Below are 14838 nucleotides of genomic sequence, written 5' to 3' on the forward strand. Positions count from 1 at the left end.
GACGTCCCCGCTTCCAGGTGCGCCCATGGCCCCGCTGCCCGCGCTGTACGTGTCCCACGGTTCGCCGATGACCGCGCTCGCGCCCGGCCGCGTCGGAACGCGGCTGGCCGAACTGGCGCGCGACCTGCCGCGGCCGCGCGCGATCGTCGTCGCGTCGGCGCACTGGCTGGCGGCGCGGCCGCGGGTCGGCGGCGCCGCGCGGCCGGAGACGGTCCACGACTTCGGCGGCTTTCCGGAGGCGCTCTACGCGCTGCGCTATCCGGCGCCGGGCGCACCGGCGCTCGCGCAGGAGATCGCCATGCGCCTGACCGCCGAGGGGCTGCGCGCGGACGTCGATCCGCAGCGCGGGCTCGACCACGGGGTCTGGGTGCCGCTGCGGCTGCTCCGTCCCGAGGCCGACCTCCCGGTCGTGCCGCTGTCGATCCAGCCCGCCCTGGGTCCGGCGCATGCCTTCGCGCTCGGGCGCGCGCTGGCATCGCTGCGCGCGCAGGGCGTGCTGGTCGTCGGCTCGGGCAGCATCACCCACAACCTCCAGGACTGGCGCGGCGGCGACGATGGTCTCCAAGCCCCGTACGTGCGGCCGTTCACCGACTGGATCGAGGCGCGGCTGCGCGCGGACGACCTGCCGGCGCTGCTCGACTACCGCCGGCAGGCCCCGTTCGCCGCGCGGGCGCACCCGGCCGACGAGCACCTGCTGCCGCTGTTCGTGGCGATGGGCGCGGCCGGCGGCGCGCAGCTCGGCGCGCACCGCATCGAGGCCGGCATCGACATGGGCTTCCTGGCGATGGACCTCTACCGCTTCGACGGCGCCGGCGCCGCCTGAGACGCGGCCGCCCGCCATGCGCGCCAGCCGGCGCGGTCGTCGAAGTGCGCGGCATAGTGCGACTGCACGTGCCGGCTGATCCAGGTCGACAGCCCGCGGCCGGCCTGCGCTGCGGCACACAGCGCCGCGAAGTGCCGCGCACCGACGTCCCGGCGCGTGTAGACATAGACCGGGCCGTGTCCGAACTCGACGGCGATCGCGTCGTCGTCGATCGCATAGGCGGTGACGCCGCTGTCGCCGTGGCGGTTCGCGTAAGGCCGCAGCGCAGGCATGCTCACCGGGCGGCCGCGAAGCGCAGGGCGTCGGCCATCGCCGCGGCCGGCAGTGCGTGATGGCCGACGTCGGGAATCACGTCGTGGTCGACCTGCGCGCCGCGCGCGGCCAGCGCCTGGGCGAACGCCTGCGCGTGGGCGACCATGTGCCGCTCGCCGAGCACCGCGGCGGCCGCCGCGCCGTCGATCTCCGGCGGCTTCTCGGGTCCGGCCGCCTGCTCGCCCTGGCCGACGCGCAGCAGCACCCGCGCCCCGGCGACCCGGACGTCGTCGCCGCCGTCCAGCAGCGCCGGCAGCGCCGCATCGTCCCACCACAGCGACGGGCTCAGTGCGACGTGCCGGTCGAAGGCCTCCGGCGCCTGCAGCAACGTGTCGAGCACGAACAGGCCGCTGAGCGAATGGCCGAGCAACGTCTGCCGCTGGCGGTCGGCGGCCACCTGCGGCAGCACCGCCGGGCGCAGCGTGTCGAGCAGGAACGCGCGGAACGCGGCGGCGCCGCCGGCACCGGCCGCGTCGGGATCGTCGGGCGGCGTGCGCGGCGGGCTGGTGAAATCGCGGAAGCGGGCGCCGCGGTCGACGCCGCCGTCGTGGTCCCAGTCGATGCCCACGACCACGATCTCGTCGCCGCCATCGTGCAGGGCCTGCTGCATCGGCGCCCACGTGGTCGGCGCATCGAGCAGCCACACGACCGGAAAGCCGCCCCGCGGCCGCGCGCCGGCGGGCGCGTGCACGCGGATCCGGTAACGATGCCCGGCGGCGCTGGTCAGCGTGGACGACATGCACGCAAGCGTGGCGCCGGCCGCGTCGATGGGGCGTGGTGCCCGCGCGCCGGCAGGACCGGCGCCGGCGCTCAGGCGGCCGCGGACTGCGAGGCCATGGTCGCGGCCTCGACGCTGGCGACCAGCTCGTGCTGCCGGAACGGCTTGCCGAGGATCGTCAGGCCCGGATCGAACTCGGCCATGCTGGTGTAGCCCGAGACGATCACGACCGCCGTCCCCGGCAGCCGGTCGCGCACGGTGCGAGCCAGCTCGGCGCCGGTCATGCCGGGCATCAGGTGGTCGGTGACCAGCACGTCCGGGGCCAGGCCGCCCTCGAGCGCGGCCAGCGCCTCCTCGGCCGAGCCGGCCTCCACGACGCGGTAGCCCATGTCGTCGAGCGCGTCGGCCGTGCACATGCGCACGGCGTCCTCGTCGTCGACCACCAGCGCGGTGCCGCGGTGTTCGTTTGTCGTTTCCACGTGTTCGTCCTCGTTGCTGTCCGCGTTCGCGGCCGCGCGGCGGGTCCCCACCGGCAGCCAGAGTTCCATCGTCGTGCCCCGGTCCGGGGCGCTGGCGATCGCCAGCCGGCCGCCGAGCTGGGACGCCAGGCCATGCGCCATCGACAGGCCCAGGCCGGTGCCGCGGCCGATGCCCTTGGTCGAGAAGAACGGCTCGATCGCGCGCTCGCGCGTGGCCTCGTCCATCCCGTGACCGGTGTCGGCGACCGACACCACGACGTAGTCGCCGGGCGCCAGCTCCGCGTCGTGCGCGTCGACCCCGACCCGTGCGTTGCGTGCGGCCAGCGTCAGCACGCCGCCCTCGGGCATCGCGTCGCAGGCGTTGACGCCGAGGTTGAGCAGCGCCATCTCCAGCTGGTTCGGGTCGGCGATCGCCGTCGCCAGGTCGTCGGCGATGTCCAGCGCCAGCCGCACGCGCGGGCTGCTGGAGCTGCCGATCAGCTCGGCCATGCCGGCGATCAGCGGACCGACGTCGACGTCGACCGGCTGCAGCGGCTGCCGCCGCGCGAACGCGAGCAGGCGCTGCACCAGGGTCGCGGCGCGCTCGGCCGAGCGCTGGGCGACGGCGACCATGCGCGCACGGCGCTCGGGCCGCGCATCGGGATCGCGGGCGAGCTCGAGGGCGGCGAAGATCGGCGTGAGCAGGTTGTTGAAGTCGTGCGCGACGCCGCCGGTCAGCTGGCCCATCGCCTCGAGCTTCTGCGACTGGCGCAGCGCCTCCGCGGCATGCCGGCGCTCGGTCGTGTCGATCGCCTCGGGGACGACCGCGATGATCCGCCCGCCGGCGTCGCGGATGGGCCGGATCGACAGGTCGTGCACGCGCCGGCCCGAGGCCAGCTCGACCTCGATCTCGGCACGCACCGTGCCGCCGGCGGTCGCCTCGTCGAACATGCCGCGCACCCGCTCGGGCATGCCCGGCGTCGCGCTGAACCACGGGGTTTCCCACAGCGGCCGGCCGACGACGTCGTCGAAGTCGGCGCCGAGCGCGTCGAGCACGGTGCGGTTGGCGTCGGTCAGCGTGCCGTCGGGCGTGCACAGCGCCTGGAGCTGGTAGCTGGTCTCGAACAGCGTGCGCAGCTGCGCCTGCGAGCGCGTCAGCGCGTCGGCGGCGGCCTTGATGTCGGTGACGTCGCGCGCGCTGCAGTAGAAGCGTCCGCCCTCGGGCGTGGCCACCCACGACAGCGTGCGCACGCCGCCGGCCCGTGTCCGCCAGCGGTTCTCGAAGCGCAGCACCGGCTTGCCGGCGCGCAGCGTGTCGAGCACGCTGCGGGTGACGTCGTGGTCATCGGGGTCGACGAACTCCCACCACGGCCGGCCCGCCAGCACCTCGGTGCGCCAGCCCAGGACGTGCTCCCAGGCCGGGTTGGTGGTCTCCATGCAGCCGTCGGCGTCGACGACCGCCAGCAGGTCGGGCGTCACCTGCCAGGTCAGCGAACGTTCGCGCGCGCGGGCGACGACCTGGCGTTCCAGGTCGCTGTTGAGCGTGCGCAGTTCGGCCTCGCGTGCGCGCAGCGCCTCGTCGGCCAGCGTGCGCGCGGTCACGTCCACGCCCTGCACGAAGATCCCGATCACGCCGCGCTCGTCGGTGACCGGCTGGTAGACGAAGTCCAGGTAGCGCTCCACCGACGGGCCGCCCGGCGTGGCCTGCACCACGTAGCGCGCCCCGTCGGCCGAGAACGTGCGGCCGGTCGCGTAGACGTCGTCGAGCAGCGACTTGAAGCCCTGATCGACCGCGTCGGGCAGGGCGTCGGCGATGGTCCGGCCGATCAGCGCGCGCTCGCCGACCAGCCGCTGGTAGCCGGGGTTGGCGAGCTCGAAGCGGTGCTCGGGCCCGCGCAGCATCGCCATGAAGCTCGGCGCCTGGTCGAACAGCCGGCCCAGCCGCTCGGCCTCGGCCGCCAGCCGTCGCTGGTTGACGACCTTGTGCGTGGTCTCGGTGGTGATGTTCAGAAAGCCCGGGATACCGCCCTGCTCGTCGCGGACCGGCGTGTAGGAGAACGTCCAGTACGTCTCCTCCGGATAGCCGTGGCGCAGCATCGTCAGCGGCATGTCCTCGTGCCAGGTCGAGGTGCCGGACATCGCGCTGTCGATCAGCGGCAGGATGTCGTCCCAGACGTCCGACCAGATGCGGGCCATCGGGCGGCCGAGCGCCTCGCCCTCCTTGGCGCCGAGCATCGGGGCGTAGGCGTCGTTGTAGAAGAACGTCAGTTCCGGCCCCCACGACAGACACATCGCGAACCGGGAGTCGAGCATCAGCGCCAGCGTCGTGCGCAGCGACTGCGGCCAGGCCTCGATCGGGCCCAGCGGCGTCGTCGCCCAGTCGAACGCGGCGATGCGCGCCGCCATCTCGCCATGGGCGGGCAGGAAATCGGTGGGCGCGTGGCTGGCGGCAGGCGGGTTCAACGGGCGGTGCGCGCGGCTCGGGACGGGCGGCATGCTGCCACAGGCACCGGTCGCGGGGGGATGACGACCGCGACACGCGGCCGCAGTCGGCGTCCGGGCGTGCGCTAACGCCGATGCGGCGTCGGCGTCGGCGCCTTGCCGGACCCGGGCCGCAGGCGCCGCTGCAGCGCCGCCGCATCGCCGGTGGCATGGCCGGCGGCGGTGTTGTCGAACACGATCCAGTGGCGGGCGGCGGGGCGGTCGACGACGGCTGCGGCCAGCGCGTCGAGCGCGGCGTCGTCGTAGGCGCTGGCGTAGATCCGCGGCGAGCCGTGCCAGCGCCAGTAGGCGAGATCCGGATCGCCGCCTGGCCTGGCGTCGTCGCCGTGGCGCGCGGGATCGGCCGCCACGCGCGCCACCCGGTGCCGCCGCAGCAGCGCTTCGGCCCGCGGCGCCAGCCAGCTGGCGTGCCGGACCTCGCAGGCGATGCCGCCATCCCAGCGCCGCCGCAGCATCGCCAGGAACGTCGCGGCGCTGCGCGCGTCGAAGGCCAGGCTGGGGGGCAGTTGCACCAGCAGACAGCCGAGCCGGTCCCCCAGTCCGGTCGCGGCCTCGAGGAAGGCGTCGAGCAGCGGGCCGCAACCGCGCAGCCGGTGCTCGTGGGTGATCGTGCGCGGCAGCTTCGCACTGAAGCGGAAATCCGCCGGTACGCTGGCCGCCCAGCGTTCGTAGGTGGATCGCCGGTGCGGCCGGTAGAACGAGGAATTGATCTCCGCCAGGTCGAACCGCGTCGCATAGCGCGCGAGCATGCTGTCGCCGTCGCCGAACAGCGCCGCGTCGCGGCTGCCGATCGACCAGCCGGCGCAGCCGATGCGGATCGGGGGATGCTGTGGCGGGGAGGACGACGGTGGGCGGGCCATGCCGGCTGTCTAGCAGCCCGCATCGGGCGGCGACGTGAGCGGCCGCGCATCGGCTGCACGGGCGTCGGGCCGGTGCGCGGCCGCGCTCACGACCGCACGGCATCGCCGGGTGCAGGCTGCGGTTTTCCCGACCCGAGGGACGAACCGATGCCACGCCGCACGCCCCAGGACGATGCCCCGATTCCGACCCGGCCGCGCAGTTATCCGCACGGCAGCGGCGACCGCAACGCGTGGTCGCCGACCGGCGACGACCGCATGCCCAGGCGCGGCGGCGGTGGGCAGCGGGTGCCCGATCCCGATCCTACCGGGCCGCGTCACCCCGATCCCGCGGCCGACGACGCGCCGGACGCGTGACGGCCGGGCGCGCAGGTCAGCCCTTGGGCTTGGGATAGGGCCGCTCGGCCAGCAGCCGGGCCAGGTGCGCGGCATTGCCGGCGATCGTGCGGATGCCGTCGGCGACGTTGTCCGGGATCCGGTCGAGATCCTTGAAGTCGGTGCTGCCCATCGCCTCGCCGACCCAGTACGGCGAGGCGGCGGCGGGCAGCGTGAACCCGACGTCGGCCAGGCCCTGGTAGAGCTGGGAATGGACGAAATGGGCGCCGTCCTCGTTGCCGACGACCGCGGCGAAGGCGACCTTGCCGAACGTGGGGTAGACGCCGTCGTCGTCGACCTCGCCCAGGATCGCGTCCAGCCGCTCGAGCACGCGTTGGGCCAGGCTCGAGGGATGGCCCAGCCAGATCGGCGTGGCGAGGACCAGGATCTGCGCGTCCATGATGCGACGGCGCAGTTCCGGCCACTGGTCGCCGTCGCCCTCGTCGGCGGTCACGCCGGGCCGCACGTCGAAGTCGGCCACGCGTGCGCTGTCGGTGCGCACGTCGTGCCGAGCGAGCGCGGCGAGCACCGCATCGAGCATCTTCTGCGTCGACGAGGGCGCGTCGCCGGACTTGAGGCTGCAGTTGAGGCCGAAGGCGGCGATCGTCATGACGGGGCTCCGGGTCGGACGGTCCGTCACTATCGGCGTGCGTTCGTACAGGGCGCGTCGTCGCGCGCCACGGGCTGAACGCGCACGGACCGCAACGCTGTGGCGCGCCGGCAGGCGGTGACGCCGATGCTGCGATGCACAATAATTCGCGGCCGTCCTCCCGGAGAGCCGCGATGGCCGCCGCCCCGCACGCGCCGCTGCCGCGCCGTACCGCCTCGCCGATCCTGTTCGCGCTCGCACTGGGCGGGTTCGCGATCGGCACCAGCGAATTCGCGATGATGGGCCTGATGCCCGAGCTGGTCCGCGCCTTCGACGCCAGCGAACCGGAGGTCGGGCACCTGATCAGCAGCTACGCGGTCGGCGTCGTCGTCGGCGCGCCGCTGCTGGCGATCCTCGGCGCGCGGCTGCCGCGGCGCACGCTGCTGCTGGCGCTGATGGCCTTCTACGCGCTGGGCAACCTCGCCAGCGCGCTGGCGCCCAACTACGCGACGATGCTGGTCGCGCGCTTCGTCGCCGGGTTGCCGCACGGCGCCTACTTCGGTGTCGCGGTGCTCGTGGCCGCGTCGATCAGCCGGCCCGACCAGCGCGGCGCGGCCGTCAGCCGGGTGCTGCTGGGCCTGTCGATCGCGATCCTGGTCGGCAACCCGCTGGCGACCTGGCTCGGCCAGCTGTCGAGCTGGCGCTGGACGTTCGCGCTGGTCGCGGCGATCGCGCTTGTGACCGTGGCGCTGCTCGCGCGCTTCCTCGCGCCCGACCCGGCCGAGCCGCGGCAGTCGCCGATGCGCGAGATGCGCGCGTTCAACCGGTCGCAGGTGTGGCTGGCGCTGGCGATCGGCGCGATCGGCTTCGCCGGCATGTTCTGCGTCTTCAGCTACCTGGCGCCGACGCTGGTCGAGGTCACCGGCGTGGGCGAGGCCTGGATCCCGGTGGCGCTGGCGGCGTTCGGCGTCGGCGCGATCCTGGGCAACGTCGCCGGCGGCTGGCTGTTCGACCGGCTGCAGTTCCGCGCGGCAGCCGCGATCCTGGCCTGGTCGATGCTGGTGTTGCTGCTGTTCCCGCTGGCCGCGCAGGCGGCCTGGTCGATCCTGCCGGCGGTCGTCGCGCTCGGCACGATGGGCGCGCTGGCGCCGGTGCTGCAGACCCGCCTGATGGACGTCGCCGGCGAGGCGCAGACGCTCGCGGCGGCCTCCAACCACGCCGCGTTCAACACCGCCAACGCGCTGGGGCCGTGGCTGGGCGGGCTGGCGATCAGCGCAGGCCTGGGCTGGACCTCGACCGGGCTGGTGGGCGCGGCGACGGCCGCGGGTGGCCTGCTGGTCTACGCGTGGGCGCGTCGCGACGAGCGCCTGCGGCCGGCGCCGTCGGCCTGCTGAGCGCAGGCGGGCGCCGTCGCCTTCACGTCGACGGGGCGGACGGCCTTCGACACTGGCCGTCGATCCCCCACATGCGGAGTGCGCGATGGCATCGCCCAGCAAGGCCGAACAGGACGCGAAGACGATCGCGACGCTGATCGAGGACATCGACATCACGATGTTCACGACCGTCACCCGGGACGGGGCGCTGGTCAGCCGGCCGCTGTCGACGCAGAAGGCGCAGTTCGACGGCGAGCGGGTCTGGTTCTTCGTCGCCGCCGACAGCCCCAAGATCGACGAGATCGCAGGCAACCCCAGCGTCAACCTCGCCTACGCCTCGCAGCGCCGCAACACCTACGTTTCGGTGTCCGGACAGGCGCGCGTCAGCGAGGACCGGGCGAAGATCGAGGCGTTCTGGAACGATGCGCTCAAGGCCTATTTCCCCGGCGGCATCGACGATCCGAACCTTGCGCTGATCGAGGTCGCCGCCCACACCGCCGAGTACTGGGACGGGCCCGCGACGCTGATCGGCAAGGCGATCGCGTTCGCCGCCGCGCGCGTGACCAAGCGCGAGGAGGGCATGGGCGAGAACCGCATCGTCGACCTGCAAGGTGGCCGCAAGACCTCGCGCCTGCCGCCGTCGCATGCGGATGCGCGCGGCGGCAAGAGCACGGGCGCCAAGGGCACCGGCGCCAAGGGCACTGGCAAGACGGCCGCCAAGACCGTGGCCGCGCCGGCGAAGAAGTCTTCGGCGGGCAAGGCGGCGGCGAACACGCCGGCCGCCGGCAAGGCCGCCGCGAAGAAGGCGCCGGCGAAGAAGGGCGCGGCCGGCAAGACCGGGGGTCGCTGACCGATCGCCGGCACGAGGCTGCAATGCGGCCGCGCCGGCGGCACACTGCACGCCCCCCTCGCCGATCCATCCGCCATGTCGCTGCCCGACACCGAATTCGACCCCGACGACAACTTCGCCTTCCTCGGTGACGGCCGGGCCGAGGCGGAGGACGATCCGGAGGCCGAGATCGAGGCGGTCGTCTGGCAATGGCTGCTGCTGGTCAATCCCGGCGACGAGGAGGCGGCGGGGCAGCAGTTCCGCGACTGGCAGGAGACGGTCGCCTCGCACGACGACCTCGACGCGGTGCGCGATGCGCTGCTGGCGGCGACCGACTGGCGCGCGAGCTTCCGGATCGCCGAGGACGACCGTGTCGCGCTCGTCGAGGCGCTCGTCGAACTGGCCGCGCGCTTCCGCGTGGACATCGACTGGGACCTCGAGGACCCGACCGACGCTCGCGCGCTGGCCGACGTCCCGCCCTCCGCGCTGCTGGGCCTGGCCCACGACCAGTTGCGGGTCGCCGGCTACACGCTGTGGACCTGGGAGACGGGCGACGACACGTTCGCCGGCGCGATCGCCGCGCGCGACGACGACGATGGGATGCGTGCGATCGGCCACGCGCTCGGTCTGGAGCTGCGGCCCGGCGCCTGAAGGGCCCGCGCGCGGAAGCGTCGGCCTGCCGCACGCGTTCTGCACATCGCCCTGCCCTCCGGGGTGCTAGTGTCCGGCCATCCGTCAGCGCGTGGGAGGGTGCGATGGACGCGATGGCAAGACCCCGATACCTGCACTGGGCCGCACCGGCGGCGCTCGTCGCGATGGGCCTGTGCGCGCCCGCCTGGGCCAGCGAGGCCGCGGGCCCCGGAGATCCCGTCTCGGCCGTGGCCGCCGACGCGCAGCCATGGGCCCAGCCGATCGGCGAGACCTGGCCGATCCGGCGCACGTCCTCGCTCAAGTCCGAGTACCGGCGCATCCGCGCGCTGCGGCGCGAGCAGATGCAGCCCGAGTACGAGCGGCGCTACGCGCTGGCCGGCGCCGACGAGGCCGAAGCCTGGCGCGAGGCCACGTTGCGCGACATCGCGCGGCAGGACCTGCGCGACCTGCGCGCACGCCTGGACCGCTGAGCTTCCGGGCTCGGCCCCAACGCCTGCGCGGCGCGCGCTCAGCGTGGTGCGGCGTCCACGTCCGCATCGACCTCGTCCACCGCGGCCCGCGCATCGTCGCGTGCCCGAGCGTCGGGGGACAGGCCGGCGTCGTCCTGGTTGCGGCCGGGCGCAAGCGCGAGCTCGACCAGGATCGGGAAATGGTCCGAGCCGATCGCCGGCAGCCGGCGCATGCACACGAGCGTGAAGTCGCGACTGTGGAACAGGTGGTCGAGCGGCCAGCGCAGGCCGGGCAGGCGTGCGTGGAAGGTGTTGTACATGCCGCGGCCGATGCGCGGGTCGAGCAGCCCGCTGATCCTGCGGAACAGGCGCGTGGTCCGCGACCAGGCGACGTCGTTGAGGTCGCCGGCGACGATCACCGGATGCGCGGCCTCGCGCGCCGCCCGGCCCACGAGCACGAGCTCGGCGTCGCGCGGTTCCGAGCCGTCGGCTTCGGTCGGGCTCGGCGGGCGGGGATGCAGCGCGTGCAGCACGACCCGGCGGCCGCCGTCGAGCGCGAGCGTGGCGTGCATCGACGGGATGTCGTCCTCGACCAGATAGCGGACCTGGGCATCGTGCAGCGGCAGGCGCGAGTACAGGTGCATGCCGTAGAGGTTGTCGAGCGGGCAGCGCAGCGCGTGCGGCAGCAGGTCGTCGAGGCCGTCGAGCGCGCGCCCCCAGTGGCGGTCGGTCTCCACCGCGATCAGCACGTCGGGCCGGTGCTCGCGCACCAGCGCAAGCAGCGGCGCGGTGTCGCGGTTGTGCATCAGCACGTTGCTGGCCATCAGGCGCAACCGCGGCTGCGCCCCGTCGGGCGCATCGGCGACCTCGGGTCGGCGCAACCGGGTGTACGGAAGGATCCACCAGGCCTGCCAGAGCACGCAGCCGGCGTTGACGGCGACGATTGCCGTCGTCCACGGATCGTCGATGGGGTGCAGGACCAGTTGCGCCAGCAGCACCGCGATCGAGAGCAGCAGCAACTGCAGCCGCGGAAAGTCGAATCCCCGGATCCACCACGCCCCGCTGCGGATCGTGGGCATCAGCGTGGCGACCGCGAGCAGCATCGTGGCGATCGCGAAGACGGGGGTCAGCATGGCGGGACCGGCACGGAGGATGCCGGACTATCCGTGATCGCGGCCCGCGCCGATGTGAATGCGGCCAGGACGGGGGGCGCCGGACGGGGCGTGGCCGCCGTCCGGCGCGCGATGCCTCAGCGCGGTTCCGGTGCCCGTCCGGAGCCGGCACCGCCGGGACCGCCCTGCGACGACGAGGTGCCCGCGTCGCGGTGGGCGCCCGACGCCAAGTCGCCGGCGGCGCCGCCGGTCTCGTGCCCGCGCGCGGAGGTCGACAGCGGCCCGGCTGCGCCGGGCCCGGCGGCCGGGGGCGCGCCGGTCGAGGTACCCGTCGACGGCGTGCCGCCGGACGACGTCGCGCCGGAGGGTCCGCGGCCCGTCGCCTCCGACGTCCCGTCGTCGTCGCCGCCCGCCTGCCAGCGGCCCGCGCCGCGCACGCGGATCCGGTTCTCGACGTCCTTAACGCCCGAGCAGGCCTCGGCGATGTCCTCGATGCGGTGCTTGACCCAGCGCTGGTCGACGTGGCCCTCGAGCGTCACGACACCGTCGTGGACGCGTACCGACACCTCGCGCGCGTCGATCTCGTCGCTGTGGGTGAGCTGCTCGCAGACGTCCTCGGTGATCCGGGCATCGGAGCGCGCGTAGCCCTTGGGGCCGACGCCGCGGAAGCCGCGGCCCGACGCCCGCCCGGGCTCGCCGCCCGGCGTCGCCCGGCCCACGCGGCCCTCGCGGTCGTACGCGCCGAAATGCGCGAAGTCGGGGGCGCCGCCCAGATGGTCGACATCGTTGTACCAGCGCGGTGCGCGATGGCCCCAGTCCGACAGCCGGTCGTCGCTGTCGCGCAGGTCGGCACGGCCGCCCGCCCCGTAGGCGCGGCCGGCACCGCCATGCGCCTCGTGCGGGTCCTGGCTGCGCGCGAACTGCGCGTACGGCGCGCCCGCGCCGTAGCCCTCCGCGGTGCGGCTGCGGTCGTCGTGGCCGCGCGGACCCTGCTGCCGGCGCCATTCGCGCTGCTGGGCGATCGCCGGGTCGCCGTAGCCGCCGCCCTGGTCGTCGTCGCGGCTCCAGCCGTGCGCATCGCGGCGATGGGGGGCGTCGCGATAGGCGCGGCGGCCCCCGTGGCGCTCGGGTTCATGGCGATCGTCGTCGCCGTCTCGGGACGTCATCTGGTCTCTCCTCTCGCTCAGCCAGCGCCTGCCGGCGTCGATGTAGCGCGCTCCGGTGGCCAGCAGCTCTTCGCCGAAGGCCTTCATTTCCGAGGTGCCGGTGTTGTCGTCTTTGCGGTCGTGCATCGCGGTCTCCTCGCCGACGGGCGGCGATCGCGACGGTGCACCCTGCGGTGCCCGTTCGACGGCCGTGTGGACACCCGCGTCGCGGATGCGCCGCCCACCGGGGCGGCCGGCCGTGCGGCATCGCCCGGAACGTCGGCGGCGTCGCGTCGCGCGCGCCGGTGGGCGATACCATTCGCCGACGGTGCGCGCGGGTGCGTTCGAAAGGCGTCAAATTCGCGCGGCGATTCCGTGTCGCGCCGGCAATCGCGCCCGCGGCGGCGCCTCAGCGCCCGAGCGCGGCCATGCCGGCCAGCGGATAGCGCGTGCCGGCCGCGGCATCGGGCGGAAAGATCGCGTCGATCCGCGCCAGGTCATCGTCGGTCAACTGGATGTCGAGCGCGGCGATGTTCTCGTCGAGGAAGCCGATGCGCTTGGTGCCGGGAATCGGCACGATGTCCTCGCCCTGCGCGAGCACCCAGGCCAGGGCGAGCTGGCCGGGCGTGACGCCGTAGTCCTGCGCGATCGCCTGCACCTGCTCGACCAGCGCGAGGTTGCGGTCGAAATTCTCGCCCTGGAAGCGCGGCGAGTGGCGGCGGTAGTCGTCGGCGTCGAAGTCCTCGACGGTGCGGATCGTCCCGGTCAGAAAGCCGCGGCCCAGCGGCGAGTACGCGACGAAGCCGACCCCGAGCTCGCGGCAGGCGGCCAGCGTGCCGGCGGTCTCGGGGTCGCGAGACCACAGCGAGTATTCGCTCTGCAGGGCCGTGATCGGATGCACCGCGCAGGCGCGGCGCAACGTGTCGGCCGAGGCCTCCGACAGCCCCAGGTGCCGGACCTTGCCCTGCTCGACCAGGCGCGCCATCGCGCCGACGGTGTCCTCGATCGGCACCGCCGGGTCGACGCGGTGCTGGTAGTACAGGTCGATCGCATCGATGCCCAGCCGCGACAGGCTGGCCTCGCAGGCCGCGATCACGTATTCGGGCCGGCCGTCGACGCCGCGGGCTTGCGGATCGTCCGGGTCGAGCCGGATGCCGAATTTCGTCGCCACGAACGCATCGTCGCGGCGACCCTGCAGTGCGCGGCCGACCAGCGATTCGTTGGTGTGCGGCCCGTACATGTCGGCGGTGTCGAGCAGCGTGATGCCCTGGTCGAGCGCGTGGTGGATCGTGCGGATGCCCTCGGCGTCGCTCTCGCGGCCGCCGTAGAACGCGCTCATGCCCATGCAGCCCAGTCCGATCGCGGACACGCTGGGGCCGCCGAGGCCGAGGTGACGGGTCTTCATCGTGTGGCTCCTGTGTCGGGGGGAGACGGGGGCAGCGGTGTGGCGGCCGCGTCGCGCGCGGCCTCGCCTTCGCGGTCGGCCGCGGTCACCGTCTCGGCACCGGGGGAGCTGGTGTCGGCGTGGACCGGCGGCGGGGCCTGCGGCGATGCGGTGCGCGCACGGCGCGCACCGGCCTCGTCGACCTCGTTGCGCAGCCGCGGCAGCGCTTCGGGATGATGCGCATCGAGGAACGCGAGCATGCCCTCGCGCACCGCGCAGCGCAGGTCGAACAGTTCGCCCGAGTTGCGCGCGCTCACCAGCAGGCGGACCTCGATGGTGTGCTTGTCGGTCTCGGTGACCTGGGTCACGCAGACGCGGCGGTCCCAACGCGGATCGGCCTCGCACAGCCGCTGCAGCTCCCCGCGGATCGCGGCGATCGGTGCGCGGTGGTCGAGCCACAGGAACGCGGTGCCCAGCAACTGCGCGTTGGTGCGTGTCCAGTTCTGGAACGGGTTGGAGATGAACCACTGCAGCGGCACGATCAGCCGGCGCTCGTCCCAGATGCGCACCACGACATAGGTCGAGGTGATCTCCTCGATGCGGCCCCACTCGCCCTCGACGATGACCACGTCGTCGAGCCGGATCGGCTGGGCGAGCGCGATCTGCAGGCCGGCGATCAGGTTGCCGAACACCGGCTGGGCCGCGATGCCCGCGACCAGGCCGATGATGCCCGCCGAGGCCAGCAGCGCGGCGCCGACCTGGCGCACCTGCGGGAACGTCATCAGCGCCAGCGCCACGCCGACCAGGATCACCGTGCCCTGCACCACGCGGCTGATCACGCGGGTCTGGGTCTGGATGCGGCGCGCGGCGAGGTTGTCCTCGACGTCGACCGGGTGCTCGCGCAGGATCCGCTCCTCGACCGCGCCGACCACGCGCGCGAGCAGCCAGGTCAGGCACAGCATGCCGCCGATGGCGATCCAGTGGCGCAGCGAGCGCACGAGGTCGGCATCGAGTGGCGTGTAGTTCAACGCGATCGCCAGGAACAGCAATGGCAGCGCGACCGCGGCCGGGATCGCGACGACCTGCGCGATGCGCGCGCGCAGGTGTTCCTGTGCATGGCGGCGCGCGGTGCGGCCCAGCGCGCGCAGCGCCCAGTGCACGAGCAGGCCCAGCAGCAGCGCGGCCAGCAGCGGCCAGGCCACGGCCGCCAGGTGGTTCCAGTCCAGCGTCATCTCGCCTCCGGCGTGGGGTCGGGGAGCGA

At 74.0% G+C, this 14838-nt stretch carries 13 protein-coding genes and 2 pseudogenes; 6 read left to right on the forward strand and 9 right to left on the reverse strand.

Translation table 11 applies throughout. From position 1 onward, the window contains the following. Nucleotides 1-25: 25 nt before the first annotated feature. The gene (locus WQ56_RS14455; RefSeq protein WP_047137839.1) at nt 26-823 is read left to right on the forward strand and encodes a class III extradiol ring-cleavage dioxygenase; all 798 of its coding nucleotides are present in this window, start codon (nt 26-28) and stop codon (nt 821-823) included. Nucleotides 824-885: 62 nt separating this feature from the next. Here WQ56_RS14455 and WQ56_RS14460 read toward each other — a convergent pair. From WQ56_RS14460 to WQ56_RS14475, 4 genes and pseudogenes are all read right to left on the reverse strand, one after another. After that, nucleotides 886-1086, reverse strand: a pseudogene (locus WQ56_RS14460) (hypothetical protein); the annotation flags it as partial. Nucleotides 1087-1097: 11 nt separating this feature from the next. Continuing rightward, nucleotides 1098-1874, reverse strand: coding sequence for an alpha/beta hydrolase-fold protein (locus tag WQ56_RS14465; RefSeq protein ID WP_047137840.1), 777 nt, complete (start codon nt 1872-1874; stop codon nt 1098-1100). 71 nt (nt 1875-1945) lie between these two features. Beyond that, nucleotides 1946-4774, reverse strand: a complete 2829-nt coding sequence (locus WQ56_RS14470; RefSeq protein ID WP_197076500.1) for a PAS domain-containing protein — start codon at nt 4772-4774, stop codon at nt 1946-1948. Nucleotides 4775-4878: 104 nt separating this feature from the next. Continuing rightward, nucleotides 4879-5673, reverse strand: coding sequence for a DUF72 domain-containing protein (locus WQ56_RS14475; RefSeq protein ID WP_047137841.1), 795 nt, complete (start codon nt 5671-5673; stop codon nt 4879-4881). A gap of 147 nt (nt 5674-5820) precedes the next feature. Here WQ56_RS14475 and WQ56_RS14480 point away from each other — a divergent pair, with 147 nt between their 5' ends. After that, complete coding sequence (locus WQ56_RS14480) at nt 5821-6027, forward strand: hypothetical protein (RefSeq protein WP_047137842.1); 207 nt, start codon at nt 5821-5823, stop codon at nt 6025-6027. A gap of 16 nt (nt 6028-6043) precedes the next feature. Here WQ56_RS14480 and WQ56_RS14485 read toward each other — a convergent pair whose 3' ends face one another. After that, nucleotides 6044-6655 (reverse strand): NAD(P)H-dependent oxidoreductase, encoded by a 612-nt coding sequence (locus WQ56_RS14485; protein ID WP_047137843.1) that lies wholly within the window; start codon nt 6653-6655, stop codon nt 6044-6046. A gap of 173 nt (nt 6656-6828) precedes the next feature. On the opposite strand from WQ56_RS14485, the gene WQ56_RS14490 reads away from it, so the two are divergent. The 4 genes and pseudogenes from WQ56_RS14490 to WQ56_RS14505 all read left to right on the forward strand — a co-directional run bounded on the left by WQ56_RS14490 (nt 6829) and on the right by WQ56_RS14505 (nt 9957). Continuing rightward, on the forward strand, nt 6829-8028 hold the full coding sequence (locus WQ56_RS14490; RefSeq protein ID WP_047137844.1) for an MFS transporter: 1200 nt from the start codon (nt 6829-6831) through the stop codon (nt 8026-8028). 85 nt (nt 8029-8113) lie between these two features. After that, nucleotides 8114-8617 (forward strand): annotated as a pseudogene (locus WQ56_RS14495) (pyridoxamine 5'-phosphate oxidase family protein); the annotation flags it as partial. A gap of 315 nt (nt 8618-8932) precedes the next feature. Next, nucleotides 8933-9487, forward strand: coding sequence for a hypothetical protein (locus WQ56_RS14500; RefSeq protein WP_052773029.1), 555 nt, complete (start codon nt 8933-8935; stop codon nt 9485-9487). Between the two features lie 113 nt (nt 9488-9600). After that, nucleotides 9601-9957 carry a hypothetical protein gene (locus WQ56_RS14505; protein WP_156170555.1) on the forward strand — a complete coding sequence of 119 codons (357 nt, stop codon included), beginning with the start codon at nt 9601-9603 and terminating at the stop codon, nt 9955-9957. Between the two features lie 38 nt (nt 9958-9995). Here the strand turns inward: WQ56_RS14505 and WQ56_RS14510 are convergent, their stop codons facing one another. The 4 genes from WQ56_RS14510 to WQ56_RS14525 form a co-directional block, all read right to left on the reverse strand. Then, nucleotides 9996-11069 (reverse strand): endonuclease/exonuclease/phosphatase family protein, encoded by a 1074-nt coding sequence (locus WQ56_RS14510; RefSeq protein WP_047137846.1) that lies wholly within the window; start codon nt 11067-11069, stop codon nt 9996-9998. Between the two features lie 116 nt (nt 11070-11185). After that, on the reverse strand, nt 11186-12340 hold the full coding sequence (locus tag WQ56_RS19115) for a BON domain-containing protein (RefSeq protein WP_052773030.1): 1155 nt from the start codon (nt 12338-12340) through the stop codon (nt 11186-11188). A 262-nt stretch (nt 12341-12602) separates the two neighbouring features. Further along, nucleotides 12603-13598 (reverse strand): aldo/keto reductase, encoded by a 996-nt coding sequence (locus WQ56_RS14520; RefSeq protein ID WP_047137847.1) that lies wholly within the window; start codon nt 13596-13598, stop codon nt 12603-12605. Then, nucleotides 13595-14809, reverse strand: coding sequence for a mechanosensitive ion channel domain-containing protein (locus WQ56_RS14525; protein WP_082132434.1), 1215 nt, complete (start codon nt 14807-14809; stop codon nt 13595-13597). Before WQ56_RS14525 ends, WQ56_RS14520 begins: the two co-directional genes overlap by 4 nt. Between the last annotated feature and the right edge of the window lie 29 nt (nt 14810-14838).

This window comes from Luteimonas sp. FCS-9, assembly GCF_001014645.1.
In the GTDB taxonomy this organism is placed as follows: domain Bacteria; phylum Pseudomonadota; class Gammaproteobacteria; order Xanthomonadales; family Xanthomonadaceae; genus Luteimonas.

Coding starts and splice junctions, on each gene's coding strand:
- WQ56_RS14455 (WP_047137839.1), top strand. CDS start 26: ATGGCCCCGCTGCCCGCGCTGTACGTGTCCCACGGTTCGCCGATGACC.
- WQ56_RS14465 (WP_047137840.1), bottom strand. CDS start 1,874: ATGTCGTCCACGCTGACCAGCGCCGCCGGGCATCGTTACCGGATCCGC.
- WQ56_RS14475 (WP_047137841.1), bottom strand. CDS start 5,673: ATGGCCCGCCCACCGTCGTCCTCCCCGCCACAGCATCCCCCGATCCGC.
- WQ56_RS14480 (WP_047137842.1), top strand. CDS start 5,821: ATGCCACGCCGCACGCCCCAGGACGATGCCCCGATTCCGACCCGGCCG.
- WQ56_RS14485 (WP_047137843.1), bottom strand. CDS start 6,655: ATGACGATCGCCGCCTTCGGCCTCAACTGCAGCCTCAAGTCCGGCGAC.
- WQ56_RS14490 (WP_047137844.1), top strand. CDS start 6,829: ATGGCCGCCGCCCCGCACGCGCCGCTGCCGCGCCGTACCGCCTCGCCG.
- WQ56_RS14500 (WP_052773029.1), top strand. CDS start 8,933: ATGTCGCTGCCCGACACCGAATTCGACCCCGACGACAACTTCGCCTTC.
- WQ56_RS14505 (WP_156170555.1), top strand. CDS start 9,601: ATGGCAAGACCCCGATACCTGCACTGGGCCGCACCGGCGGCGCTCGTC.
- WQ56_RS14510 (WP_047137846.1), bottom strand. CDS start 11,069: ATGCTGACCCCCGTCTTCGCGATCGCCACGATGCTGCTCGCGGTCGCC.
- WQ56_RS19115 (WP_052773030.1), bottom strand. CDS start 12,340: ATGCACGACCGCAAAGACGACAACACCGGCACCTCGGAAATGAAGGCC.
- WQ56_RS14520 (WP_047137847.1), bottom strand. CDS start 13,598: ATGAAGACCCGTCACCTCGGCCTCGGCGGCCCCAGCGTGTCCGCGATC.
- WQ56_RS14525 (WP_082132434.1), bottom strand. CDS start 14,809: ATGACGCTGGACTGGAACCACCTGGCGGCCGTGGCCTGGCCGCTGCTG.